We start from the raw sequence: 26,206 nt of genomic DNA on the forward strand, positions 1-26,206 counted from the left end.
TGTTTGCCTACCGTATATTTACTTCCAGCCCCCTGAGATTCAATCCTTCAGTTATTTAAGCAGGTAGACCACTAAGATTTACCTGTAAGTATTTGCTAACCAGTATAATTGTATGCTGGTTGCATCTGGCCCAGGCAGAATTAATGATTAATGTTAATAGGGTATAGCAAGCGGCCGGATATATATTGCCTGGATGATAATTGGTATTATGAGCACTCATAGTGGACTTGTGTGAAGCCTGTTAGGCATAAAAGAGAGTATGAGTAATTGAGTATCCAGTTTCATGGGCAGGATTGTGGCGAGAGGACTATAAAGTGAGATTTTTTCTGGTTTTATTGTTGTTGCTTTCTGTTGAAGCGCTTAGTGAGGTAGAGCATTTCCATGTAAGCTCAGAAAATCTTGGGGAAGAAGTCACTGTTAGAGTATCACTACCAGATACCTATCACCACTCCAGTAGCTTTTCTTATCCTCTTTTGGTGATATTGGATGGTTCGACACAATTCAATCATATGGCATCTAGTGTGCATTTTTACAGCACATATGCGGTTATACCTGAAATGATTGTTGTAGGAATAAGCACTCAAAAGCGACTTGCGTATTTTACTCACACTGAGCCAAAAGCTTACGCTGGCCGCTCTGGGAAAGCTGATTTGTTGACTAGCTTCTTGCAGGAGGAGCTCTCAGAAATTTTAAATAAGAAGTTTCGAATTGCTCCTTATTCTATAATCTCAGGTCATTCACTTTCCGGACTATATACCAGTTACCTTGCCATTCATGGTAGATCTGATTTTGATGCAGCAATTTCTATTAGCCCTAGCTTATGGTGGGATAATTCTGTGCTTGTACAGGAGTATAAGGATAACCATTTAAGTAAAAGTGAGAGGCCTTTTAGATGGTTTTTGAGTATGGCAAGTGAGCCAAATGAAATGCCGGAAGCTTTTAATGCGATGATTCATGCCTTAAATGGCGAACCAAGACCGAAACTATATTTTTCTCATGCAGAATTCCCCGATGAGACGCATGACAGTACACCACTGATAGGGAATGCAAAAGGATTGCAAGCGATTTTTTCTGGTTGGAATGCCGTGCCTGAAGTTGATGTCATGCCCCTAATTGAATTAAAGGAGTTCTATAAATCCAAAGTTGACGAATACGGTTTCCTCTTCCCTTTGTCTGTACACCAGTATAATGTCTATGGGCTTAAGGCCGCCTATGAAGGGAAGCCTGATTGGGGGGTTGAGATTCTAGAACAGGGTACTAAGGATTTCCCCAATTCTGAGATTTTGTGGGATAGTCTGGCAACTGCATACAGGTTGAATAGTAAACTAAAGAACGCAATGGATGCCTCAGAGCGCTCACTCAAATTGGCAGAGGAAACAGATTCAATCTTTATCAATGAAATAAAAGCTCAGAATATACAGCTTAGGGCCTTACAGTAGGGTATTCTCTGCTCGATATATGATGTTTTCAGGGAATATATTAGCCAATGCCAGCACAAAATATTTGAGGGTGTGGAATTGCAACATACCTTATTTAAAAACTTCAATTCCTTTGTTTATGTAGAGTTGTAGCTTCTATTTGAGAGTTTAAATTGGATATTAAAGACAGTCACGGAATTGCCCTGACTATTTTAGCAATGCTTTGCCTGGCTGGTATGGATGCAACAGGCAAGATACTCGTACAAGACTACCCCATTGTTCAAATACTGGCGGTTCGTTTTGCTATATTTTTCTTCATTGTTTTAGTCATAGCGAGATTAAAGGGCGATTTGGGAAGCATTCGAAGTGGCATATTTGGCACTCAGTTACTGCGCTCTATCGTTTTGACTCTCGAGGTTTCAGTATTTATCTTTGCTTTTAGTATTATGCCTTTGGCCGATGTGCATGCTATCGCAGCGATGGCACCTTTAATTGCTATATTAATGGCCGGATGGTTCTTAGGGGAGGAGATAGATTCCAGGAGTTGGATGAGTGTTACAATTGGGTTTATAGGGGCTCTTATTATTATTCGGCCTGGGCTGGGAGTAATGAGTTGGCAAAGTTTGATACCAGTCTGTGGGGCCATCTTATGGGCTGCGTATCAAGTCCTTTCTCGTCGTGTGTCACACTTTGATAGTCCCGACACAACGGTTTTCTACACCGCTTCTATCGGCCTTATAATTTTTGGTGGGTTAACCCCTTTTTATTGGGTCGAGCCGTCAGTCACGGGTTGGCAATTATTGATCTTTAATGGGTTCTTAGGAGCTACGGGGCATTATTTACTGATTAAGGCGCTAGCACTTACTCCAGCTTCGATTTTACAGCCCTTTAGCTATGCTCTGCTATTTTGGGCCATCATTATTGGCTTTGTAATTTTTGATGAGTTACCTGACGGAATGACTTTATTTGGCGCTATCGTAATATTGGCGGCAGGAGTCTATGCTTCAGACCTAGGGCGTAAATTGATGGGTTCCTCACCCATTGACCCTGCAAAGGGAGAACGTGAGGTTGAACATTAGCAAAGTCGATGGTTTAAAATTCTTTTGTAAAGAGTATCCTATGGATATGTGATACTGATTTTGACTCTATAACTTAGTGGCGCAATAATTAAACGCCACTTTTAATTATATTGTTGGTTAAGTGTTAATTAAGATAGATGTAAAAAAAAGACCTAAACCGCTTTCTTCTTCAAGTGACCACTTTCAACCCAATTAACTATTAAATCTATATAGTCTTGACCCGCATCTTCTGAAGAGAAATGAGATGCATTGTCAAATATAACCAGTTTACTGTTGGGTATATGTTTAGATATGAGCTTCGCATTATCGACCAAAACAAATGGGTCCTGCTTACCCCAGGTGATTAATGTCGGAACTTTGATGTCTTTAAGTCTCTTCTCTATCCAAGGTAACTCTTTTGAGTATGTACCAAAGAAGCTAATTGCACATTTGTGGTTATGGCTGTTAAAGCAGATGTCATAGTATTCTTGAATGGCGCGCTTACTTGGCTTGTAGGTGTGATAACCATCTTTGATTGCTGTCAAGAAATTAGTTTTCATTACCGGTTTCCTGTTTAATCCTTTGGCTAGCCAGCGAATAAATGGTGACTTGATTACTGTCATCAGGATAGGCGAGAGTTTCGGTGGATAGGTGCCGGGGCCATCAAAGATATTTAAGCTCAAGAATCGTTGCGGGTGGTTAATAACAGCAGTCAACGCAATAGGTACTCCAACATCTGGACCTACCAGGTGGGCCTGCTCAATACTGAAGTAGTTCAATATTTGAACAAGGGCTTCACTCAAGTTACCTGGGGCCATATCTCCTTCTTCTGCTTTTGATAGACCAAAACCGGGAATATCGATGGCTAGTACATCAAACTTTTCACTAAACGCTTCGATGGAAGATTCCCACATCCTAATACTTTGTGGGAGGCCGTTGAGCAGTAACAGGGTTGGTACTTGTGGTTTTTCTTTGCGCAGAAAGCGAACACTGTATTTCCCAACAGAGACAAACTGAGGCGAAAATGGATCTTCAGTGGTCGTCGGATTGTCGGTAACGTACTGGGTGAGTGCTTTGTTCAAGAGGGCCTGTGTCATAAGTGGGTTTTTATCTATGTCAGTCTGTATGCGATGGAAGATTGGTTACTTATGTATACTAGATTACTTATTTGAGTATTGGCTTACAATAAGGCACTATTAAGTGATTAAGTTACCTTTTGATAACCTGGGTGGGCGAGTGATGGGATCGCAGAGCAATAACAATGAGAGACGCGTGTTTGTGAATGATGAGGAATGTCCCATTCGCAATGTGGTAGCCCAGATTGGTGACAAGTGGTCCATTCTGATTTTGTTTGCCCTTGTTGATGGCCCTGACCGCTTTAATTCCTTGAAGTCTCGCATTGAAGGGATTTCACAGCGGATGTTGACGCAAACACTACGTGATTTAGAGCGTGATGGTTTTGTGCTGCGTACGGTCTTCCCCCAAGTCCCAGTTAAAGTGGAATATGAGTTAACGGAGTTGGGAGAAGGGCTATCTGCAGCCGTGTGGAAATTGGTATCCTGGGCAGATGAGCATCATCTTGAAATTCGCAAAGCGCGCCTAAGATATGATGAGGCTAATGAAGGGTAGAGCTTTGTCCCTTTTCTAGCGTTTGCCCAATCAGAGAATATTCGAACAATTTTGTAATACCTCTGACTTTCAATGCTGTTGATAGCTAATATTCGGATTCTTAGGAGTATCTGATTCTTTCAGGAATTTGCTATGTGGAGTGTCAATTTCTAATTAATCCTGCTTGAAAAATATAAATTAAGCGGAATATTTTTAGGCTATTGCAAGTTTATAGAAAAGACAGGCTTGTACACCAGGGAGGTGACTTTTGGACTACTTTAAAATTAACAAAAACTCCTGGGACAAACGTGCCCGTATCCATTTAAAATCTGAATTTTATGATGTTGAGGGGTTTCTACAAGGTAAATCTACCTTAAATGATGTTGAGCTTTCTGACATTGGCGATGTGTCCGGAAAAACTTTACTCCATTTACAGTGTCACTTTGGTTTGGACTCCTTGTCCTGGGCTCGCTTGGGTGCGCGAGTTACTGGAGTAGATATTTCCTCAGTAGCTATTGCACAAGCGCAGACGCTCTCTGAGCGTTCCGGTTTACACGCAGAGTTTATCTGCTCTGATATCTATACTTTTGGACGTTCAGATATTCAAAAGTATGACATTGTCTTTACTTCTTATGGCGCACTTTGCTGGCTGCCAGATATAGAATTATGGGCATCAATAGTTTCTGAGAGGCTTAAACCCGGAGGTATTTTCTATATTGCTGAGTTCCATCCGTTCTATGATATTTTCTCAGGGTATTCTTACTTCCATCGAACTGAACCGGATATTGAAGAGCAGGGCACCTATACCGAGAATGACCCAGGTGAAAAATCTACCCTGGCCACTTGGTCGCATCCAATTAGCGACGTTGTTAACGCCTTATTGAAGCATGGTATCCATATCTCTCAAATTAAGGAATACCCATTTAGCCCATATAATTGTTTTGATGGGATGGAAGAGCGTGAAAGGGGTAAGTTCTATCTCTCATATAAAGGAAATGATATCCCTCTGATATATACCTTGAAGGGGGCAATATGATTCTCAACTGAAATCTTTTACGACAAAGTAGAATGCAGTAACCCCCACTGTTCTATGTCATTGCAAGGATTGCTATATCACACCTGATAATTTGATTGACCATCCTGAAGGCGGAAAATTTCTTCAGGTGTTTAAGTCGAATTCAATTATAACAAGGGAGGATGGCCAGAAGCGAAGCGCATTGACGCATATTTATTTCTCCTTGCAAAAAGGTGAAGTGATCCTGCCCATCAACAACGGACACACTACGTTGTCTGGTTCGACAATTATTTTACCACTTGGTGATAGTGGTGTGTTTATTGCCGGCAGTAATTCAACTGTGATAGATAACGAAATTATCAGTTCAGATGGGTTTGCAGATACTGGTATCTTTTTTGACCTTGGGGCAGATAATTCGACTGTGTTATCTAATAGAATATCCAGTTTTAGTAATTATGGTATGGAAATTTGTAGCGATGGTAATTTTTTTGCTCAAAATATTGTTGAACTCACTGGTTTATAAGCCCTATTCCCGGCACTTCGGTAGGGATATTGTTGTCCAGACCCTCAACCCCCAGCTGCTTTACCATGGATAGCCAATCCGGCAATGTAATTGTTGGCAATGTGGCAATAGATAACAATTCTACCGACCTTGAGGATGTTAACCCCACTCCTTGCTTAAATACCTGGTTTGGTAATACAGCAGATGTTGTCGTGGGGGCTTGTATTGATGAATAAAACTGTAAAATTATTTACTAGAAAGTTATCAATAATTTTATCTATTTATCTGATGTTTGGTAATAAAGCGTACGAGTCTTGAAGTAAATCCTGATCGCTTACTGAAAGATCACATCGGAATTCGCCGGTGTGATATAGCTTTAATCAACTTATATAGTTGTTCGCTGTACATTATAGCTTTCCCCTTGGATATCGGGGGCTGTATAGTATTAACCTGTTTTCTCGTTGGGCTGTTTGTCGAGGTTCTTGTTTTGACGAACGCCTGACTCTGCTAGAACAGATAAGAAAAAGTCATTTGGTGTGAATTCCAGCAGGGTTGCTAGGGGGTAGTCGGCATCTTTCAGCACCTCAGGACTACCTATGCCTACCGCAGTCATACCTTCGGCTGATTTAATTGCGCTGACTCCAGCGGCAGCATCTTCAAAAGCAATACAAAACTCGGGATCAACACCCAGGCCTTTAGCGGCGGCGAGAAATATATCTGGAGCAGGTTTAGGTGCTGACTTTTCTGGATCTGCGATAACGGAAAAGTAGCGGGATATTCCCAGGGCTTCCAGTACTGCCGCTGCATTTTTACTCGCCGAGGCGAGGCCGACAGGAATTTGCTGTGAATCTAACCATGTAAGCAGTTCGCCTGCGCCTGGCAACAGGTCTGCGGGGGACAGGCTGCGGATCAATTCCTGGTAGCGACTGTTTTTTCTAGCGGCAAGAGCGATTTTTGCCTCTTCACTGTACTCGCTGCTTTTATTCCCGAGTATAACTTCCAGGGAGGCCATTCTTTCGAGGCCCTTTAAGCGTTCTTCAGTATCCGCTGCCCAGGGGAGATTGAGCCCCTCAGCGAGCTGCCGCCATGCCAGTAAGTGGAGACGGGCGGTATCGGCAATAACGCCATCCAGGTCAAAAATTGCTGCACGATAGATCATCAGGATACCTCCTCCATCTGTGCCATTTGAATGGTTTCTGTATGCCCCGGTGTTTCCAGGAACAGGATTTTCTTGCCGTGATGGAGGCTGAGGGCTTCACCTTTCACCAGGGTGTATCTGGCTCTGTTTGAATCGATATCTACTGCGATTGTGCGGCCACGGAATTGCAGTCGGAAACGATAGCCGTCCATGCCATTAGGTAGGTACGGATTGAAATTGAGTTCATTGCCGTGCAGGCGCATGCCGGCAAATCCCTGGACCATACACATCCAAGTGCCCCCCATGCAGGCGGTGTGAATGCCGTGCTGGGTATTGTTGTGGTGGTTGTCCAGGTCCATTCTCGCTACTTGCTGGAAGTAGTTCAGGGCTTTTTCCGGGTAACCAACTTCACTGGCAATAATGCTATGAATGCAAGCGGACAAAGTGGAATCGTGAGTAGTGAGCGGTTCGTAGAAGTCGAAATCACGACGCTTCTGCTCGATGGAAAACTCTGAGCTTTCCAATAGTAAGCCGAGTACGACATCAGCCTGCTTACACACCTGGTGTCGGTAGATCACCAGGGGATGGTAGTGAAGTAATAGGGGATACTGGTCGGCCGGTGTTTCTGAAAAATTCCACCGGGGTTTGTTTAGAAAGCTATCGTCCTGGGGATGTATGCCCTGTTTTTCATCGTAGGGCAGGTACATGGTTTCTGCTGCTTTCGCCCAGTTATCGATTTCTGTTTTATCCAGCTGAATACGCAGGGCCAACTCATCGCAAGCTGTGGGATCGAATGTTTTCAGCCATTGAAATACTTCAACAGCATATTCAAGGTGAGCCTTGGCCATCAGGTTTGTGTAGAAATTATTATCTACCAGGGCTGTGTATTCGTCTGGACCGGTAACTTCATTAATGCAGAATCGGTTGTCGCGAAGAGCATTGAAGTGGCCAATCTCCATCCACATGCGGGCGCCTTCTATTACGACTTCTGCGCCCTTACTGCGAAGAAAGTCGATATCGCCGGTGACCCGGCAATAGTGTCGTACGGCGTAGGCAATATCAGCGTTGATATGATATTGCGCTGTGCCTGCGGGGTAATAGGCTGAACATTCCTCACCGCCGATGGTACGCCACGGAAACAGGGCACCCTTTTGAATCGACATCTCCCTCGCTCTTTTTCGAGCTGCGTCGAGAATTGAGTGGCGGTATTCCAGTAGGCCGCGGGCTAGTTCCGGCTGGGTGTAGAGGAAAAAGGGCAGCACATAGATTTCTGTATCCCAGAAGTAGTGACCGTCATAGCCGTCACCGGAAAGCCCCTTGGCTGCAATATTGGTATGGCCGTCCCGGCCCAGGGATTGGAACAAGTGGTACAGGTTGAAACGAATCCCCTGTTGCAGGGCATCGTTTCCGCTGACTTGAATATCGGATTGGAGCCAGAAATTGTCCATTTGTAAACGCTGGGTTTCGATATGCTCCGCAAAGCTTTTATCGGCACAGCGCTCCAGGTAGTGATGCAACTCGCTTGCTGATATGGGATCAGCATTTTGTTGTGCAAAGTAGGCGACATACTTTGTTAGGCGAATTGGGGTGTTGCGGCGGGCGTTAAAGCGGTAGTCCACCGAAACACAATCTTCACTGCGGAGATTGCTGGATGTGTAATCGCTGTCGCTCTTACAAACGTGCAGGGCAGCACAGCGTATAGAGAAGCCACTGCTCTTAACAGATAAGGGCAGAGCGAGATAACCATTATCAGCTGTATTTTCCTGCCACTCGATATCTCCCCGATCTATGGGGGAGGCCAGGCGCGGGTCATCACTGTGTTCTGCCTGGGCAAGGTCACCATCCAGGCAGGATTGCAGTCGTACCTCGCCCTCAAAATCGACAGGAGTGAGCTCCAATTGCAAAGCCAGCAGGTTCTTTTCACTGAGGGAAACCAGGCGCTGTACCTTGAGCTCAATCGTTTTGCCTTGAGGTGAGCGCCAGGTGAGTTTCCTTTCACTTATCCCTGCGGCCATATCCAGTCGGCGTTCGTAGTTGAGCAGCTCTCCTTGAGCGAGACTAAAGCGCTCTCCATCCAGGAAGATATAGATGGTCTTACCGTCGGGAACGGTCAACATTCGCTGGTTATTGCGCGCATAGCCGTAGGCGGATTCACCATAGGTGATGGGTTCACTGGCATAGACCCCGTTCAGGTAGCAGCCATCTGTAAAGGGCTCCGGGTCGTAGCCTTCTTCAAAGGCGCCGCGCAGCCCTATATAACCATTGCCAAGGGAGAAGAGGGTGGCATTGAGACAGTAGTCTTCAGGCTGGAAGCTACTCTCCACCAGGCCCCAGGGGTGGGTCTTATGTTTGATTTGTTGTTCTTGCTTCATACCACTTTCACTGGATTGGAGATTTGGTCCTACCGTCAGGCTCCCTGAGGGCCCCGGCTTTTGATTCCCAGTCTATCCGCAATCCAGGCATAATTGCAATCGATTGCAATTATGCCTGGAGGCAGCTGCTTTCTTTGATTAAAGGTTGACTACTTAATTTACTTTATTACATTTAACTTGTTGAAATTTATAGATTAATTTCATTTTCCCAGATCTGGATGCACACTTTTGTGACTATTTTTTATTGGCTGTTCTCTGCTGTGGTGCAATAATTATTGCAAACGATTGCATTAGCTGTCCGGGCTAGTACATACTGGGAGCGTTCGGGTAGTGGGTTGCAGTCGCATTTTTTCACATAGATCGAACAAAAAATGTACAATAACAGATTGGCACGGCTGAAAGCCTAAGCCATAGGTCCGGATAGAATCGACTATGAAGAATCAGCGCATACTCCTCTCCCTGTTTGCTATCTACTTTGTGTTTGCCATTTTGCTTAACAGTGTGGGTACCGTGATCCTCCAGGTAATTAATACCTATGGGGTGAGTAAATCTGCTGCGAGTGTGCTGGAAGGCTTCAAGGATATACCGATTGGTATTGTGTCCTTCCTGATTGCTTCCCAACTTCCCCGCTTGGGATTTAAACGAGCGATGCTGGTGGGATTGGCGATTGTCACTCTGGCATGTATAGCTATGCCACTATTGCCGGGGTTTTGGACCGCGAAGTTACTATTCCTGTCGGTGGGTGTTGCTTTTGCGCTGGTAAAGGTTGCCGCTTACTCTACAGTCGGGTTGCTTGCGCAGGGTCGCAACGCACATGCGAGCCTGCTGAACACCCTGGAGGGTGTTTTTATGGTGGGTGTCCTCAGTGGCTACTGGCTGTTTAGTGCCTTTATTGATTCATCTAATCAAAGTTCTACGGCTTGGCTCAATGTTTATTGGGTATTGGCTGTGATCTGTGCGATAGCCTTTGTATTGCTCTGGTGCACGGAGCTGGATGAATCGGGGGCTAGAGTTGAAGAGGCCAGCCCAAAACAGGACTTTATCGCGATGATAAAGCTGATGGCCGAACCCCTGGTGTATATCTACGTGATTTCCGTATTTTTCTACGTACTGATTGAGCAGGGAATAGGAAGCTGGCTGCCTACCTTTAACAATGAAATCCTCAAATTGCCGGCGGCAATGAGTGTTCAGGCCGCGAGTATCTTTGCTGCTGGCTTGGCACTAGGCCGTCTCGGTGCCGGAGTGATGATGCGTAAAGTGCACTGGTACCCGATGCTCAATGTGTGCCTGGTTGCGATGGCTCTGCTGGTTGTAGTGAGTTTACCGCTGGCGAGCAATATTGTGGCAAACCCTAATGTAGATTGGTTTAGTGCACCAGTTGCCGCTTTCGTTTTACCGTTGATTGGCTTGTTTATGGCGCCGGTGTACCCAGCTATCAATTCTGTGATGCTCAGTTCACTGCCCACTCATCAGCATTCTGCAATGACAGGGTTGCTGGTGATTTTTTCTGCGCTGGGCGGTACAACCGGCTCCCTGATCACCGGATCGGTTTTCGAGGCTTTTGATGGCCAGGTGGCTTTCTACCTGTCACTGGTGCCCATCACAGTAATTCTGATAACCCTGTTCTTTTTCCGCCGCGCCGTAGAGCGGGGGGATGAGAAGCTAGAGGCCTCAGCCCCCCTGGCAGGATAGTCCGGTGGTTTTACAAACCCGGAAGACGGGCCTAAGATGGCGTTTTTCCCGCGAACAAGGTGAAGTACGCCATGCCCAAGGGGTCCTCCTCTCCCATTTCCATGTCCGATATTGCTCGGCTGGCGGGAGTTTCTGAATCGACAGTTTCGCGTGCGCTGAACAACAATCCTTTGATTAATGAAAAGACTCGTGAGCGCATTCAAAAAATCGCGAGCTCCATGAATTACAAAATCAATGAGAGCGCGCGAAACTTACGCCTGCAACGTAGCCATACCATCTCAGTTGTTATCAACACCGGCCGTAGCGGTGGCCAGACATTTTCCGATCCATTTATGATCGACATGATCGGTTCTATTGCCGATCGCCTGGCGGTGCATAAATACGATCTGCTTTTCTCAAACAGTATTGCCAGTCGCTCCGATTGGCACTCTTACCTGATGAGTTCGCGCCGGGCTGACGGTGTCATTGTTATTGGACAGGGGGTGGATGATGCCCCGCTCCGTGACCTGCAAAAGCAGGGGGACCCCCTGGTTGTCTGGGGTGGTACCACACGAGAAGGGGCCGAATACTGTATCGTCAGCAGTGACAATCAGATGGGCGGGCGCCAGGCAACTGAGCATCTGTTGGGCTTGGGGCGGCGGCGTATTATTTTCCTCGGGGATACTGCACACCCAGAGGTCAATGGTCGTTTTGAAGGCTATTGTGCAGCCCTGGGTGGAGCTGGTCTGTGGGACTCGACCAGGCAATTGGCTGCAGCCTTCTCCAGTGAAAGTGGCTACCAATCCATTATTGAGCTGGTCGAGGGGGAAGGGCTCAGCTTTGACGGCATCTTTGCCGCTAGTGACAGTATCGCTATGGGAGCCATCAAAGCCCTTCAGGCCTGTGGCCATAAGGTGCCGGAGGAGGTTGCCATCGTTGGTTTTGACGATATCCCAATCGCGCCGTTTTACACGCCCCCCCTGACAACTGTCCGCCAGAACATTCACCGAGGCGGTGAATTAATGGTGGAGAAAATGATGGAGCTTCTCTCAGGGAAATCGGCGGAGCCTGAGGTGCTTCCCACTGAGCTGGTAGTGCGCGGTTCCTGTGGTGCTGACCCGGATTACCAGCCTGTACAGGAATTCTTTCAGAATTTACCAGGGGAGCACTAGTCGCTCCCTTGACCTCTTCTATATCTATTCTTTTTGACGATAGGGGTACAGCCAGTGCCCCTTCCATTTCCCAGGTTTGAGCCACACTTGTAAAACTGATTTCGGCGCTTGGACCTTTAGATAAAATGGCAGATGAGAGAATAAATCTGAGTAGAAACCAGATATTGGGCTTGTTTTCCTTGAGCCTGGCAATTTTCCTGATTGGGAATGACCTCACTGCGTTTTCTGTGGCAATTCCAGCCATTGAGAAGGAGTTCAGTTCCGATATCACCACAACCCAGTGGATAATCAACGGCTATACGCTGGCCTTCGGTGTTCTGTTGATTTCTGGCGGGCGCCTGGCAGATATGTTTGGCCGGCGTAGAGTCTTTTTTATCGGCATGGCTTCGTTTGCTTTTTTCTCCCTCCTCGGAGGTATAGCCACCAATATCCCAATGCTACTGGGGGCACGTGGACTGATGGGAATTGGTAGTGCTCTTATGTGGCCGGCAATCCTGGGATTAGTTTATGGCATGTTACCGGAAAATCGATCCGGCTTTGCCGGGGGCCTGGTGATGGCTATGTGTGCTGCATCTAATGCAATTGGCCCGGTTCTGGGTGGGATTCTCACCGACTTACTGAGCTGGCGTTGGATTTTCTTTATCAATTTACCTGTTGCTGCGCTGGCATTTTTTGTCTGTTGGAAAGTTATTCCAGATGATACCCCGGAAAATGTCGCTGAGCGCATTGATTACGGTGGAGTGATAACCCTGACCTCATCACTGTTTTGTTTGCTGTTGGCATTGGATCTGGTTGTGGATGTCGGTTTTAAAAACCCGTTAATTGTTGTCTTGGCACTGTCTACTTTACTGTTTATGGGGGCTTTTATACTGGTGGAGCGTCATGTGGGCAGGGATGCGTTGATCCCCAAAGATGTAGCAACAAATCACGGTTTCTTTGCTGCTGGTATTGCCACCTTATTGCTGTCCGTCGTGTTCTTCGCTGCTCTTGTGTACGTTCCCCAATATTTGAGTAAGGTCCATCATCACTCGGCGATGTATTCGGGAATGGGGCTACTCCCGATGATGGTCTCATTTGGCGTGATGTCATTTATTGCCGGTGGTCTCTACGAAACCCTTGGGGCAAAAACGATTGTCTCAGTCGGTACCATTGCTATGTGTATCGGTATGTTCATGCTCTCCCACTTGTATAAAGCAACGACGTTCGTGGAGATGATACCGGGGCTAGTTATTCTTGGGGCGGGTATCGGCCTTTTCTACTCCGCCATTACCACTGCAGCGATTACCGCTGTGGCATCGGAACGGGCAAGCCTGGCGGGAGCGATTCTGTATATGTTTCAGATTGGGGGAGGAGCAATAGGTTTGGGCATGAACACCACCATTGTGGCGATGGCTCCCGATATCTCCACAGGCATCGATCGCGCTTTTACGGTTAATGCCTATCTGGCTCTGGTGGGGTTGGTAGTGTGTCTTTTATTTGTTTCAGGGAAGCCCACGGAAAAGGCCCCCCGTTCAGCAGAATAGCTTACTGTTCGCTTAAGCTTTTATTGCCCAGCTCTGCAAAATCTATTTTCGTAATAATTCCATCTATGTTGTAGCTGAGAATCAATATTTTTTGATAAGAAGCTGGTTGGAAAATGGCCTTATTCGTTTGACTGTACATATACACTTTAGCTTTCTCTGCTTTATTGCTAATCAGCGGATATTGATATTCACCAGAGGGTTTGCCTAATAAATCCTGTGCCTCGCGAATACTGGTTTGGCCTTCACTAATAAGTGGTACTTTTGACTCATCAAAATCAGTGGAATCTTCCGCAAGAGAGCTGACGAAATCCTGTCCAACTAATTTGTTGTTAAAAAAATAGAAACCCTGGTTGCGTGCACCGCTGATATTTTCATTAACTGGTTTTTTACCAGTGGTGGGGTAGGCATAGGCAAGTGTCAAAATCTGCTGATCGTTTTTTACAAATACGCCTTTCTCATAGGGTTTTCCGAGCTTCTCCTTAATGGTTTGCTCGGTATCTACACCCAGCGCTAATTCGTTTTCTCCCAGAGGCTTGGTGCCAATACCGGTACATCCAGATAGCACTAATAGGGAAAAAGTAATCGTTATAAGTCCTTTCACAAAAACCTCCTGCACCCTGTCTCCCAGATTTTCCTTGCTCTGGAATATTCGGCGCATCCTACAGTTGGCATGAATTAATTACCAGTGATTTGTAAAACTGATCGATGACCCGGGATTACACTACACTTGCAGGCACTGAGTGGGTATGTAGAGATACACGGATTTAGCCGTGTCGTGTACTTTTTAAAACTATAGAGTATTGAATGACATCGGGACGAGAGCTCAGTTCCCAGGGTTATCGCACCTGTCCATTAATTCTTTAAATAAAATTGATAAGCATTTTCTACCAGGACTTTTTCCGCTTGTGCCTCATCGAGATTGTCGCGAATTAATAAAATATCCTCAGGTTTGAAGGGACGCGGCGCTCGGGTGGAGGGAAGGTCGGAACCGAACATGAGGCAATTGGGGTTGGCCTGGTAGAGGTCGAGAATTGCTTGTGCAGGATCGAAATCCACCCGCCCAAAGCCACTCGCCTTTACCTTGATACCTTTTTCGGCCAATTTCAGCAAGGTTGGGAAGCCTTGCTGACTCAGACCTAAATGGTCAATAGACACTGCCGGCAGGGCTAACAGCTTGTTGTATAAGGGCGGTAGATCGGAGGCATCTATATATAGCTCGATGTGCCAGCTTGCCAAGTCGAATACCCGCCTGGCAAGGGTGTCAATATTTTTGATCTCTTCAGAGCCGCCACGCTTCAGGTTAAAACGTATTGCTCTTACCCCCTGCTGGTGGAGGGACAGAATCGTGTCGTCAGGGGTGTCGGCTAGTAACTGTGTTACGCCGACATAATTTTTACCAAGCTTTGCCAAAGCGTCGACCAGATAAGTTTGGTCCTGTTTTTGGAAAGAGCCAGAAACTACGGCGCCCCCTACCAGCTGATAGTCCTCTAACTTACTGAGGTAGTCATTTACGGTAAAGGTGGGGGGGAGGTAGCCGTGATTGGGGAACAGGGGGAATTGGGGGTTGATAATATGGAAATGACTATCAAAAATTCGCAATTTTGGTGGCCTCATATTTCCTCCGTACTTTAGCTGTTCAGATTTGCTGTATGGCTCGCACACGATCCGAAAAAGCCCGTTGCGAGATAGGGATATCTGGAGCAAAGAGTTCCCAAGAGTGGATCACACCGGGTCGAACATGGAGCTCTGTGCTCACACCGGCATCGGTTAGTTGGCGGGCATATTGAATATCCTCATCGCGAAAAATATCCAGCTCTCCAACATCGATAAATGCCGGAGGTAAATCCCTGGCATCCTGCAGGCGTGCGGGCGCCGCGTGAGGGCTGACGGTGGGGCTACCCACCTGGTTGCCCAGGTAGGCGGTCCAGCCGGTGAGATTGTCTTCGTAAGTCCAGGTGATAAACGGCAGAAGTAGGGGGTCGGGGGTTATTGTCCGGTCATCCAGCATTGGATAGAGCAATATCTGTTGTGCCAGAGGTGGTCCCTTTTTGTCCCGTGCCATAATTGCCAGGGCTGCGGCCAGCCCACCTCCAGCGCTATCTCCCATGATGCCAATTCGTGTCGGCTCAATGGAGAGTTTCTGTGCGTGCTGAGCAAGCCAAATAAGCGCCCGGTAGCAATCATCGACCGGTATGGGGTAGGGGAATTCCGGCGCCTTTCGGTAGTTTACTGACAGGAAGGGGACGCCGCTTGTGGCCACATATCGGGCAACTACCAAATCGTAGCGCGATATATTGTGGCAGATTAGCCCGCCCCCATGAATGTAGAGAATGGCTGAGCCCGGTTTGCTATCTGCCTTTTGATACCAGCGGAGCTGGATCTCGTTATGATCAGCGCTTTCTAGTGCAAAGTCTCGGAAGGTGACATTTGGTGGAAATGTCCGCCCCTGAAACAGTGCCTGAGTGACCACAGCGCCATTCTTACGGCGAGTCTCTACGTCTCCAATGGGCGCCTCTGCAAGGGTATCCAGCAAGTCTCCGAACTTGCCAAGGGCTTTAGAAAAGTCCGGGTCCAGGGAGAAGCTCATTGGTGAGTATCCATATCTGGGTTCCTATCAACTTATGGCCCACTTCTACATCTAGTCCTGGGTCATAGCTAAATGTGGACCTTTGCCGGGCAATTGTCAGCAATCGCAGCAGGGTTCGGCGACACCACTTGCAGCTACCAGGTTTTGGATCTGTGTCATATTGCTTGCCTGCTCCTCTAATTTGTTTTCGCTATAGCGCTCGGTCAGATAGCCATCTTGCCCTCGCAACAGCATGGTAGTTTTAACCAGTTCTTCCAGAACATCGATAACCCGATCCCGGAATGAAGAGTCCCTGAGGCGCCCCTGTTTATCAAACTCCTGCCATGCTTTCGCAATGGACGATTGATTGGGAATGGTGAACATTCTCATCCAACGGCCCAGGACTCTCAGGCTATTAACGGTATTGAATGACTGGGAACCACCGGAAATCTGCATGACTGCCAGGGTTTTGCCCTGGGTTGCCCGGCTCGCAGACTGATCAAGAGGTATCCAGTCAATCTGATTCTTAAAAACAGCGGAGATATTCCCGTGTATCTCTGGGCTGATCCACACTTGCCCCTGGCTCCAGGCGGACCACTCACGTAGCTGCTGTACCTTTGGATGCTCCTGGTTGGCACCGTCATAAAGAGGAAGGTCTGCAGGGTCAAATAAGCGCACATTGGCACCAAAGTGATGCAATATTTCAACCACCTGGTTGGCCAGTAGGCGTGAATAGGAGCTGGGTCTAAGTGATCCGTACAAGACCAGGATCTTAGTGGGCTCGCCACTGGGGGGAGAGGCTTGCAAGCGATTTCGTATCTGGCCGGGAGTGTGGTTCGGTAGCATTGTGGGTTACCTCCAAATTTCTATATTTCTACAATAATGGAAATATAAGGGTAAGACAAAGTCAGACTGATTGAATATCGGAAAGGTAAAGCAGCCGGGACCAGCTGGTCGATTGATATCAGGGTGTTGTGAGTGAAACTGCTGAAGCGAACTCGAGTTCGACCCTGTCTCGCACTATCGAGACCCTGGTGCGGTACGGGATATACCCGGGGAGGGGGAGGTATCTCAGTCTAAAGGTGGCTGATCCTGATATTTTGATCGGCTCCCTAATTAGCCTCCTGTTTGATAGTCACAATATTGAACCCCTCAGATAAAGTCGGTGCTTCAAAGTATCTGGTAACGGCCTCAAAGGTCTCAGGGTTATCAAAGGCAGCTCGCTCAGGGTGTAGCTTTTGCCTTTGGGCTATGTGCTTTAAGCATAATTTATCATCGACCTTAAGGTAGATTAACTGATGGGCAAAGCGATTATCCAGAAGTATTTCTTTGAACCAGGATCTTTGTCTTTTTGTGTTGCCTGGGAAATCCAGCACTACAGAGACTCCGCGATTTAAAAGGTCTTGAACATGAGACTTGATTATGGGTTTTAACCTCGCGGAATACTCGATATAGGTTGAGAGTGAACAGATTTCATGGGGGTAAAGTTTGGAAAGCCATTCATCCTCGGAGATAAGGACAGCCCCCATAGTTTGTGCTGCTTCCACTGCCTTTGTACTTTTGCCTGCCCCCATCTTCCCGCAAAAAAAATAAGTGTTCCGTATTCTTTCACTGTTGTTCCATTCTGTATATCTAAGGGATAGCTTATCTCTGAGTGAGAATCATGACTGAGTCTTTCTGCTCTGTATACAGCTAAAAACGGCGTCTGTTGGAAGTTTTATTTTGCTGTGAGCTGAGTTGGGGAAATTTACAGGCAGGTAACTACCTGTGAAAGATACACAACAATACCTTTCCTTTTAATAGAAATTCAATTGTCGGTGTATCAAGCACTTCTACCGAGCTGAATTAAAAAGACTTATGCACTGGAATTTTACTGCATATAAAGAGTATCAGTCAGGTGCTGCACTTGATAAATACCATTGCTTTATACCAGCTTTCATTGGCATTAAAATCTTTAATCAGGGGTTCTTCGGTAGCGCCTGTGAACTTCCTCAATCCATGAGAAATCATATAGCTTGGTATATAGGATGGCGGCTCGGAAGATCTCAAATAAGTACATACCTCCAGCTTTCTTGCTCCGCCCTTATCGAGGGAATTAATGCTGGAGAATAGCTTGGCGCGTTCCTGGTCAGGCAGTGGGCCAAATTCTTTATTGAAAATTACTCTTAATACATTGTGTCCGGTTTTATCGCTAACTCTTTGTGTGTCGAAGTAAGCAAAGGCACTGGCAACCATTAAAAGCTCAGCGGCTTCATCAAATTTGGATTCATCTGCACATTTTTTTGCGGCAGCAGTAATATCTGTGGGTGTGTGAGTGGCTTTTACCGATGTTGCACTGATACATCCAATTGGAGGTGCTGCATTCTGGCTATCCCTGGCGACATAATTGCTGGATTTTGCGCCATGGGCACATACCAAGAATGCGAGAGCAAGGATTGAGGATAGAATTTTTCTCATGTGTCGAGGTTCCTTCACTAGGTGCCTCCATAATCATAGACATGGAAGTGCTTCCAGCATCCTAACTCTCTGAGAAAATTGTGTAATGGGAAGCGCAAGATAGCAGCATAGGATATTCAGGGATGAATATTCCGCTAATAGAGCGCTGTTAGGGGGTGCAATAGAGGCGTGTCGTTTTAACGCTGTTGGCTGAACACCTGCAACGCTGAGCGACACCCCCATCTATACAGGTGCGCTGGAAGACTGATGAGCTACTCTGCGCCGGACTGACTATCTTTCGATGTCTGGAGTAGCAGTTTCATCAGGTTTTGGGTGATTTCTCTCTGGTGTTCAGCCCTTAAACTCTTCATATATTCAGATTCATCGGGAACTGTTATTCCCGGCAATATCTCTTTTACGGCAGTGTCGCCATTCCATTTTACAGTTGCTCTACTGTCGAAGCTGGTCCTGAATTTTATGTATTTATCCTTTTCGATAAATACATAGCTATTTGAGAAGTATTCAGTATCGTTCATGCTGGTAAATGTGAACGATGATTTTTTACCGGTATAGGATTTTTCGCCGGCTTTAAAGCTGAAGTTTTCTAAGGTTTCTTTTGACCTGGATTTATAGTGGCCCTGCTCTATAGCTAAGTCAATTTCGGTCAGGATATCTTTCATCTCTACAGATATAATCTCCTCTGTATCCTCCCATGAGATACTGTCAATAGGATATACATAGACATTGATAATGTCGGTAGGATACTGCTTATTATCATATTTCAGGGCAATTCCCAGCATGGGCTCATCGAAGATACTGCTTTCTGTTAGTACGAAGTTGTTTGTTTCTTCGGGAGTAATAAGATCTTGTTGGTAATTGCTTGCATTGTGTGGCCGCATAGAACCACATGAGGCCATAATGATGCTGGTTAGTATGATAAAAATTTTGGTTTTCATTCTCTCTTCCTGATGAGGCTGTATTTGAGGGGTACTGTAAATTTTTGTTAGCTTCCCCAACATATTCCTTTTTTATAAGTATGAGTCCCTGGGGTTGCAGCTCATTGTTTACCCAGGCAGTTAATGGTCTGGAGTGAGTCAACACTTCTTTCTGGTCGCATATATGATTTTAAGTCCCTTTTTAGTGGGGTAGGGACATATGACACCTACATTTCGATTTATCTTTCTCAGGGCTGATTTTGACTTATTGATAGTTTGATTGCACGTCTTTTGAGATTTGAATTCATGTCGCGTAATTTTCTGTTGAGAATATGCTACTCCCATTTTTTGGGGGTGGAGTAGCTGTTTTCGATTGATCATTTATTTCTGATGGATGCATTAGGTGCCCAATTGATAGAGCACTGTCGCCACTCATAAATTGGCACTTAAAGCCTCTTATCCGCTTGGCGTATAGATTTGGTGATGGCGGTATCAGTTCGGTTCTCTTGATTTGATGATAAAGAGAAGGTGATTTTCAGGTCTGTTATTTATGCAGGATTTAATAAAAAAAGTAGATGTTTACAAAGTTGTCTTTGATTTGTAACTGAGTAGTCATGCCGTGCCTTTACCATCTTGCGCCCGTTCGAGTTGGGTGATTTTTAGTAGATCAAATCGTGAAGTAAATATTTGTCAGGATTGAAAAGAACGCAAATTGTGGAAATGTAAAGTAGGGTAAATAGCCAAAATAGACTGTACGGTACTGTTGTAGTTTAGCCGTTCGTGACAGTCGGGTACGCCTGTTCTAATTGGTCAATTCAACTGGGGGAAAAGATTAACTGAATTTTATATTTTTGAGGTAACTATCAAGATACTTATCAGGAAAAAAATAATGCATAAAACAATTGGTTTGGTATCAAGTCTATTTTTGGGTCTGTCACTTTCAGTTTCCGTCAACGGCGAAATCGATACTGGCGATGATAAAGTGAAGCGCCTTGACCTGCAGGGACAGATTGATACAAAGGCTCCTTTGTCAAAGACTCTATGGGCTGGGGCCCATAATGCCTATGCGTCCTTTCAGTGGGATCAGGGTGTTTATACTGATGTAAATCAGTGGTATGCCCCAGAAAAATTGTTCCGCCGCGGTATTCGCCTTGTTGAATACGATACGTACCCCGCTTCCAGTTTTAGTTCAACCCCACATCTGTGTCATATGGGCCTCGAAGAGGCCACCATGTGTATCTATATGTTCGGCACTGCCGCAACGCTGGGGGATGGACTGGATGAGATTAAGGATTTCCTGGAAGACAATAGTGACGAAGTGATATTCCTGAAGTTTGAGGCTTATGATTCTGACTACCACCAGAACTTTCGCAATAAGATTGGTGAGAAAATTGAAAGTAGGTTGGGGGATCTGGTATTTAAGCCCACAGACTGGGGCTATACGGAAGATGATTGTGCCTCCTTGCCGGCGCAAACACTGACTAAACAGGATGTGTTGGATGCTGGGCGAAATGTTATTTTGTTTATCCAGGTGCCCAGATCTTACCCGCACACCGGCGATAATAATCTCTGTGACTATCACGATGAATCAAACACCTCAAAATTCAGGCGTAATGTCTGGATTGGTGTGGATGAGATGGACGCATCTGGAAACCTAACCGCGAACGAACCACTTGCACAAAATTCCAGCCAGCTAACTGCCGATAGCGATGGCAATGCCAGTGCAACCACCCATTACAATAATGGGAACTTAAGTGTCGCCCTGGATGCAACAACGGAATACAGTAAGGACGATATCAAATATTCTGGTAGTGAAATCCTGGAGAAAGCGGTATCTGGATATAACATGCTTGAGCTGGCACTGGTTGAGGCCAATGCGACTACTATAGGGGCTTCTAAAGCGCCACAGATTGAGGACTTTACATGGTCTTGGCGGGACGATTCGCCCAGTGGTAACAACAGCTGCGCCTGGTTAAGCAATGATGGAGAAATTCGCGATTATAGCTGCAGTACAGAGCGGGTTTTTGCCTGTGTAGACGAAGAACGAAATTGGCATATAAGTAGCGCATCGGGGACCTGGAGTGAAGGATTTTCAGCTTGTGCCACTGATGGTTACAGCTTTGGTATGCCCTTTAATGCGCTTGAGAATGCCGCACTCTATGCCACAAGAAATTCTGAAGGTGTTACTACCTCAGTTTGGGTGAATTACTACGAACCATTTGATGGGTTCTGGATTGCCAACCAGGAGAGCTATTCGGATTTCGGTTATATCAAAAAAGACGCACTCGGAGGCACCGGTGGTGATGAGTTTGATTCGATCGACTTGGTGAAACGTAAACTGCTTGGCAGTGGCACTATGAATTTGAAATCTGTACAGATTCGTTCCGGTAGCCGAATTGATGGACTCAAGGCCTGCTATGAATTCAAGCAGTCACTAAGCCATGCCACAGCCAGTGACCATGAATATTGCATTGAGTATGGTGATGGCGATGGGGGCTCAATGGGTAGCGTACTGAGTTTCGATTCTGCCAGTGGAGACTATCTTGATGATGTTAAAATCTGCATCGATGATGAAAAGCATGAAACGGGCAGCGTTTATTACCTCAACTTGACCTCGAGCGATGGCTCATCTATTTCCGGAGGCACCGAGCAAGGGGCCTGCACGACCTATTCTTCCACCGCTTCCCAGCAGATTTTTGCATTTCATGGGCGCCATGGCGATGAAATTGATGCGTTAGGGGTACATAAGCTCTCTAACAGTCTGGTAAACCCAGGCTACTATGCCACTGAATGGCTGGACTTGGATGATCCCTCTACTGGTAGTATCGATTACGAGGGTTTCAATGAGCATAAGTCGGCTGGAAATATCGGCGATAGCTGTGAAGTCAGTGATGTCGCAGGTATTGAGGCAAGGGTTGTCGATACGAAACTGGATTATTCCTTAACAGGCGAAAGTATGCATATAGGCGATATCGGCACTAATTATCGCTTTTTCTGTGCAACTGAGGATTGTAGTGACTATGAAGTGAAGTATTTCTTCACTAACGCAGCCTGCCTACCTTAACGACCCACAAGATCCCGGCGGTGAATATGCTGCCGGGACTTCTCTTACTACTCACTATCTAAAGGAAGCTCCCTCGGCTGAATACGGGGATTTCGCCTATAGTCGAACTCAAGCAATGTGCGGTATCAATCGGCAGAGCGAAGCCCATGAAATATGATGAGATACATGAGGATCACGCTGATCCCCTGATCAACCAGTTGCATCGAGCAATAAAATATGCCGTTAAACTTCTCGCCATTCTTATGGTGATGGTCATATTCTGGACCATTGCCGATGTCATCTATGTGCTTTATGAGAGGCTTATGGAGACGCCATTCCTATTGCTGGATATGGAAGATATTCTCGAGACTTTTGGGGCCTTCCTCGCCGTTCTTATTGCCATTGAAATCTTTACCAATATCCGACTCTACCTGGGTACTAATGTGATACCGGTGCAACTGGTATTGGCTACAGCTTTAATGGCTGTAGCTCGGAAGGTCATTGTGCTCGACTTAAAATTTGTCAATGCGGAGCAAATAGTCGGTATTGCCCTGGTGACTATTGCTCTGGGGGTTTCCTACTGGCTGGTGAGGGAAAAAACCAGTAAACCTGGTTAGTATTTGTGATTTTTTGCCCTTGATAACGTTCACCCTATGACTTTATTTTTAGTATTTATACAGCTGGCTAAAATAGAATCATATCGTTACCTGTATAAATAGCTACTTGTAGAGTCAACCCGAACTAGGAGATCCGGGCATTTGGCTGAGTGCCAAACCCACGATAAACCTTATTAATGAATAGGTCTTTCTGCTTCAACCGCACGAGGTGGTTGCAGGTTGTTACTGCGAAAGGTAGCTGCACTAAACCTTGCTTCTGGCCGACGGGAATTAATGCCATTAACGGGCTTCGTTTATAGCTTTTGGTACTTTTTCCTTTTTCATTTCTGGCGATGGCCTTTGCCAGATATTCACCTTGTTGCGATGCGAGGTAGCCCAGTTTGGCCTCACCGACATCTGCAATGTCTCCCAGTGCATACAAGCTTGGTTCGTCAATAACTTGAAGCCTATTATCGACTTTCACAAATCCCTGCTCATTAAGGATATGCGCTAAGTGCGGTTTTAGGTAATCATTGTTGGGTAAAACACCGGTCGCTTCAAAAACCAGATCCGCACCGCTGGCTTGGCCGTTGTTGAGATCGATATAGCAGCCATTTTGATATTGGTAACGGCTGTTGAATTGAATTTCTACACCTAAATTCTCTAATTGCCTCTGGGCTTTGATCTGTGCTTTAGGCTTAAAGTTGTCCAATAAGACATCTTTATTGTGCGCCAGAATTACTTGAGTGATTGGCATGGCGTGCGCGATTTCTCCTGCCAATTCGACACCAACGACCCCTCCACCAATCACCATGACTTTCCTTGCTTGTTTCAGTCGCTGATGCACATCCAGCAGTTCTTGGTTCCTGGATTGAATATCCATCGCGGAAATGGATTTGGCCATCGACATGTTCGGATATCGGGTGCCGGAAGCGAGTATGGCACTGTCAAAATGTAACTCTGTTCCATCTGCCAAATGCGCTGACTTAGCAGACATTTCCACTACATCCCCCTGAATGAAGCGGCCACAGAAAAAGTCACGATAGTACTTGCGCGCTTGATTTTCGGTGCTGGATGGATCGGTTACATTACGCAAGGTGGCAAAAGTGACTTCGAAATAATCTTTTTTGTCTACCAGGATGGTATGGACCCCATGCCTTTCCAGTGCTTGCGCCACAGACACACCAGCGAAACCACCGCCGACTATCAATACTTCCGCTTTAATTACCATATTTTTCAACCATTAAAGAGCGTACAGGTCATTTGAACCCATCTTATGGTGTAGCGAATATGCTGTAAATGTGTGATTATGAGACTCTGATGTGCATATTTGCACATGCCGGGCGTGGATGGGCTTGAGGTAAATAATGGATAAATGGACTGAGTTAAGGACCGCTTACAAGCTGGCCAAGCTTGGCACTCTGAGTGCAACGGCCCAGGAGATTGGTATCCACAGGTCCACCGTGATGCGCCATATTAATGTATTGGAGGAGAGCCTTGGGGTTGTACTATTTCAGCGCAATGACAAAGGCTATATTCCAACGGAGGCGGGGCTGGATGTTATGCGGCTGGGAGAGGTGACGGACAGCCATTTTTCTCAGTTGTCATCGCGGTTACAAAGCAAAGAGCAGGATTTGCAAGGCAACCTCACCATTACTTCTGTTGGCGAAATGGTAGACCTGTTGATGCCGCTCATTAAGCAGTACCAGACCCAGCACCCAGGTATGCTTGTCAATTTAATCGGGGACCTGCGCAATTTTAACTTAGAGTACGGTGAAGCTGATATTGCGATTCGTGTCGGTGAGAAACCAACGACACCTGATAATATCGTGCTGCCATTTTTCACTACAGAGTTCGTTTTCTATGCTCACAAATCCTATATTGAAGAGTATGGGCTTCCCGATAAAAGTAATCTTCAAGAGCACAGGTTTTTGGCTCTAGGTGATCGCCCGTTACACTTTGACTGGAATGAATGGATTTATAATCATATTCCCGATCAAAATATTGTGCTGATTGCTTCCAGTCAGCAAATTCTTAACCAGGCAATGCTTTCTGGCTGTGGCATTGGCGCCATGCCGAGAATCCTGGCTTCAAAATTTGAAGACATTATTGAGATTTCTACGCCTGAAAATTGGCAAATCTCAACTTGGATACTTGTTCATCGTGATATGTTTAACATGCCAAAAATCCGTGAGTTTCTCAGCATCTTAAAGCTCTGGCGAAAATGAACAATACCAAGTGCCAGCCCAGAGAAAATCATAACAGCGGCCATTAACTTTTCTGAACCAATCGATTCGCCAGTTAATAACCAACTGAAAAAGAGTCCAAAAACGGGGCAGAGTAAACCTAAAGGTGCAACAGTAGACAGCGGGTACTTAACGATTAATCGGTTCCAGAACCAGTATCCAAGAAGAGTGGTTGGGTAGGCCTGAAACAATATGGAGAAAATTAACTTTCCACTAAGGTTGTTTTGTATTTCATAAAATATAGCCGCACCATTTTGAATATAGGTAGCAGCGAACAGTGGTAGCGGTGCAAAAAGTAGTCCCCAGACAATAAAGCTAAATACTTGCTGTGTGCCACTGGTCTTTACAATTAGCCCGCTGATGCTCCAGCTGGTAGCCGCTATTAAGATAAGTGCGATACTGATCAGGGGCACGGTGCCATCTTCAACCATCAAGCTTAGCAACAGCCCTCCCAGGGCAAGTAGAGCCCCAAGAGCTTTCTGCGGGATAATCTTTTCTTTCAGGAATACCCAGCCGAATAGTAAGCTAATTGCAACATTCACTTGCAAAAGAAGTGAGGCCATACCCGCAGAGAGCCCGCTAGAGATTGCCCAGGTGGCCATCCCCCAAACCCCACAGCCAAAAGTCAGACTGTAGGCCAGAATATACTTCCAGCTGACTGTCGGTCTGGAAACGAAAAGCACTGCCGGAAAGGCTGCCAGTGAAAAGCGCAAAGCCACCAGGAGGAGTGGGTTCAGATCTTCCGTTCCCATCTGAATAGCGATGAAGTTGAAGCCCCACATTGCCATTAGTAGCACGCCAAGTAATAAATCCGAGTACCGCATAAGCCCCTCCAATTTGTCTCGGGGCTAACTATCCAAGAAATGAAAAAAGGTATACAGATGCAATTTTTGTATAAAATAGGTAT

Annotated in this window: 24 protein-coding genes; 12 read left to right on the forward strand and 12 right to left on the reverse strand. The window is 46.0% G+C overall.

Translation table 11 applies throughout. From position 1 onward, the window contains the following. Window positions 1-314 precede the first annotated feature (314 nt). Window positions 315-1,439 carry an alpha/beta hydrolase gene (locus tag BTJ40_RS09050; RefSeq protein ID WP_108732779.1) on the forward strand — a complete coding sequence of 375 codons (1,125 nt, stop codon included), beginning with the start codon at window positions 315-317 and terminating at the stop codon, window positions 1,437-1,439. Window positions 1,440-1,591: 152 nt separating this feature from the next. Continuing rightward, window positions 1,592-2,497: a DMT family transporter gene (locus BTJ40_RS09055; protein ID WP_108732780.1), complete on the forward strand. Its 906-nt coding sequence runs from the start codon at window positions 1,592-1,594 to the stop codon at window positions 2,495-2,497. 152 nt (window positions 2,498-2,649) lie between these two features. Here the strand turns inward: BTJ40_RS09055 and BTJ40_RS09060 are convergent, their stop codons facing one another. Next, window positions 2,650-3,573 (reverse strand): alpha/beta fold hydrolase, encoded by a 924-nt coding sequence (locus tag BTJ40_RS09060; protein WP_108732781.1) that lies wholly within the window; start codon window positions 3,571-3,573, stop codon window positions 2,650-2,652. 103 nt (window positions 3,574-3,676) lie between these two features. Here BTJ40_RS09060 and BTJ40_RS09065 point away from each other — a divergent pair, with 103 nt between their 5' ends. From BTJ40_RS09065 to BTJ40_RS22265, 4 genes are all read left to right on the forward strand, one after another. After that, window positions 3,677-4,105, forward strand: a complete 429-nt coding sequence (locus tag BTJ40_RS09065; protein ID WP_202862876.1) for a helix-turn-helix domain-containing protein — start codon at window positions 3,677-3,679, stop codon at window positions 4,103-4,105. Window positions 4,106-4,352: 247 nt separating this feature from the next. Then, window positions 4,353-5,120 carry a bifunctional 2-polyprenyl-6-hydroxyphenol methylase/3-demethylubiquinol 3-O-methyltransferase UbiG gene (locus BTJ40_RS09070; RefSeq protein WP_108732782.1) on the forward strand — a complete coding sequence of 256 codons (768 nt, stop codon included), beginning with the start codon at window positions 4,353-4,355 and terminating at the stop codon, window positions 5,118-5,120. A 91-nt stretch (window positions 5,121-5,211) separates the two neighbouring features. Further along, window positions 5,212-5,622, forward strand: coding sequence for a cupin domain-containing protein (locus BTJ40_RS09075; RefSeq protein ID WP_255422882.1), 411 nt, complete (start codon window positions 5,212-5,214; stop codon window positions 5,620-5,622). A gap of 32 nt (window positions 5,623-5,654) precedes the next feature. Next, on the forward strand, window positions 5,655-5,837 hold the full coding sequence (locus BTJ40_RS22265) for a hypothetical protein (RefSeq protein ID WP_157953977.1): 183 nt from the start codon (window positions 5,655-5,657) through the stop codon (window positions 5,835-5,837). 209 nt (window positions 5,838-6,046) lie between these two features. Here the strand turns inward: BTJ40_RS22265 and pgmB are convergent, their stop codons facing one another. Both pgmB and BTJ40_RS09085 read right to left on the reverse strand, forming a co-directional pair. Beyond that, entirely contained in the window at window positions 6,047-6,760 is a 714-nt protein-coding gene (gene pgmB / locus BTJ40_RS09080) for a beta-phosphoglucomutase (protein ID WP_192879394.1), read from the reverse strand. After that, window positions 6,760-9,111 (reverse strand): glycoside hydrolase family 65 protein, encoded by a 2,352-nt coding sequence (locus BTJ40_RS09085; RefSeq protein ID WP_108732785.1) that lies wholly within the window; start codon window positions 9,109-9,111, stop codon window positions 6,760-6,762. The genes pgmB and BTJ40_RS09085 overlap by 1 nt, the downstream gene beginning before the upstream one ends. A gap of 432 nt (window positions 9,112-9,543) precedes the next feature. On the opposite strand from BTJ40_RS09085, the gene BTJ40_RS09090 reads away from it, so the two are divergent. The 3 genes from BTJ40_RS09090 (at window position 9,544) to BTJ40_RS09100 (ending at window position 13,477) form a co-directional block, all read left to right on the forward strand. After that, window positions 9,544-10,803, forward strand: a complete 1,260-nt coding sequence (locus tag BTJ40_RS09090) for a sugar MFS transporter (RefSeq protein ID WP_108732786.1) — start codon at window positions 9,544-9,546, stop codon at window positions 10,801-10,803. 71 nt (window positions 10,804-10,874) lie between these two features. Continuing rightward, entirely contained in the window at window positions 10,875-11,954 is a 1,080-nt protein-coding gene (locus tag BTJ40_RS09095; RefSeq protein WP_108732787.1) for a LacI family DNA-binding transcriptional regulator, read from the forward strand. 179 nt (window positions 11,955-12,133) lie between these two features. Next, window positions 12,134-13,477 (forward strand): MFS transporter, encoded by a 1,344-nt coding sequence (locus tag BTJ40_RS09100; RefSeq protein ID WP_238152173.1) that lies wholly within the window; start codon window positions 12,134-12,136, stop codon window positions 13,475-13,477. Between the two features lies 1 nt (window position 13,478). Here BTJ40_RS09100 and BTJ40_RS09105 read toward each other — a convergent pair whose 3' ends face one another. The 7 genes from BTJ40_RS09105 to BTJ40_RS09135 all read right to left on the reverse strand — a co-directional run bounded on the left by BTJ40_RS09105 (window position 13,479) and on the right by BTJ40_RS09135 (window position 19,435). Beyond that, complete coding sequence (locus tag BTJ40_RS09105) at window positions 13,479-14,078, reverse strand: hypothetical protein (protein ID WP_157953978.1); 600 nt, start codon at window positions 14,076-14,078, stop codon at window positions 13,479-13,481. Window positions 14,079-14,329: 251 nt separating this feature from the next. Beyond that, window positions 14,330-15,091 carry an amidohydrolase family protein gene (locus BTJ40_RS09110; protein ID WP_192879395.1) on the reverse strand — a complete coding sequence of 254 codons (762 nt, stop codon included), beginning with the start codon at window positions 15,089-15,091 and terminating at the stop codon, window positions 14,330-14,332. Between the two features lie 22 nt (window positions 15,092-15,113). Beyond that, on the reverse strand, window positions 15,114-16,064 hold the full coding sequence (locus tag BTJ40_RS09115; RefSeq protein ID WP_108732790.1) for an alpha/beta hydrolase: 951 nt from the start codon (window positions 16,062-16,064) through the stop codon (window positions 15,114-15,116). 96 nt (window positions 16,065-16,160) lie between these two features. Continuing rightward, window positions 16,161-16,889 carry an arsenical resistance protein ArsH gene (gene arsH / locus BTJ40_RS09120; protein WP_108732791.1) on the reverse strand — a complete coding sequence of 243 codons (729 nt, stop codon included), beginning with the start codon at window positions 16,887-16,889 and terminating at the stop codon, window positions 16,161-16,163. A 266-nt stretch (window positions 16,890-17,155) separates the two neighbouring features. After that, on the reverse strand, window positions 17,156-17,647 hold the full coding sequence (locus BTJ40_RS09125; protein WP_255422908.1) for an ATP-binding protein: 492 nt from the start codon (window positions 17,645-17,647) through the stop codon (window positions 17,156-17,158). A 289-nt stretch (window positions 17,648-17,936) separates the two neighbouring features. Continuing rightward, complete coding sequence (locus BTJ40_RS09130) at window positions 17,937-18,500, reverse strand: hypothetical protein (RefSeq protein ID WP_108732793.1); 564 nt, start codon at window positions 18,498-18,500, stop codon at window positions 17,937-17,939. Window positions 18,501-18,751: 251 nt separating this feature from the next. Continuing rightward, a complete protein-coding gene (locus BTJ40_RS09135; protein WP_108732794.1) occupies window positions 18,752-19,435 on the reverse strand; it encodes a hypothetical protein in 684 nt (227 codons plus the stop codon). A gap of 868 nt (window positions 19,436-20,303) precedes the next feature. Between BTJ40_RS09135 and BTJ40_RS09140 the strand changes: the two genes are divergently transcribed. Continuing rightward, window positions 20,304-22,478 carry a jacalin-like lectin gene (locus BTJ40_RS09140; RefSeq protein ID WP_108732795.1) on the forward strand — a complete coding sequence of 725 codons (2,175 nt, stop codon included), beginning with the start codon at window positions 20,304-20,306 and terminating at the stop codon, window positions 22,476-22,478. A gap of 146 nt (window positions 22,479-22,624) precedes the next feature. Beyond that, entirely contained in the window at window positions 22,625-23,074 is a 450-nt protein-coding gene (locus BTJ40_RS09145; RefSeq protein WP_108732796.1) for a phosphate-starvation-inducible PsiE family protein, read from the forward strand. 124 nt (window positions 23,075-23,198) lie between these two features. Here BTJ40_RS09145 and BTJ40_RS09150 read toward each other — a convergent pair whose 3' ends face one another. Beyond that, window positions 23,199-24,284, reverse strand: coding sequence for an NAD(P)/FAD-dependent oxidoreductase (locus BTJ40_RS09150; RefSeq protein WP_108732797.1), 1,086 nt, complete (start codon window positions 24,282-24,284; stop codon window positions 23,199-23,201). Window positions 24,285-24,420: 136 nt separating this feature from the next. Between BTJ40_RS09150 and BTJ40_RS09155 the strand changes: the two genes are divergently transcribed. Further along, window positions 24,421-25,281, forward strand: a complete 861-nt coding sequence (locus tag BTJ40_RS09155) for a LysR family transcriptional regulator (protein WP_108732798.1) — start codon at window positions 24,421-24,423, stop codon at window positions 25,279-25,281. Here the strand turns inward: BTJ40_RS09155 and BTJ40_RS09160 are convergent. Further along, window positions 25,212-26,123 carry an EamA family transporter gene (locus BTJ40_RS09160; protein WP_108732799.1) on the reverse strand — a complete coding sequence of 304 codons (912 nt, stop codon included), beginning with the start codon at window positions 26,121-26,123 and terminating at the stop codon, window positions 25,212-25,214. The genes BTJ40_RS09155 and BTJ40_RS09160 overlap by 70 nt on opposite strands. Between the last annotated feature and the right edge of the window lie 83 nt (window positions 26,124-26,206).

The sequence above is a fragment of the Microbulbifer sp. A4B17 genome (genome assembly GCF_003076275.1).
Lineage (GTDB): Bacteria > Pseudomonadota > Gammaproteobacteria > Pseudomonadales > Cellvibrionaceae > Microbulbifer.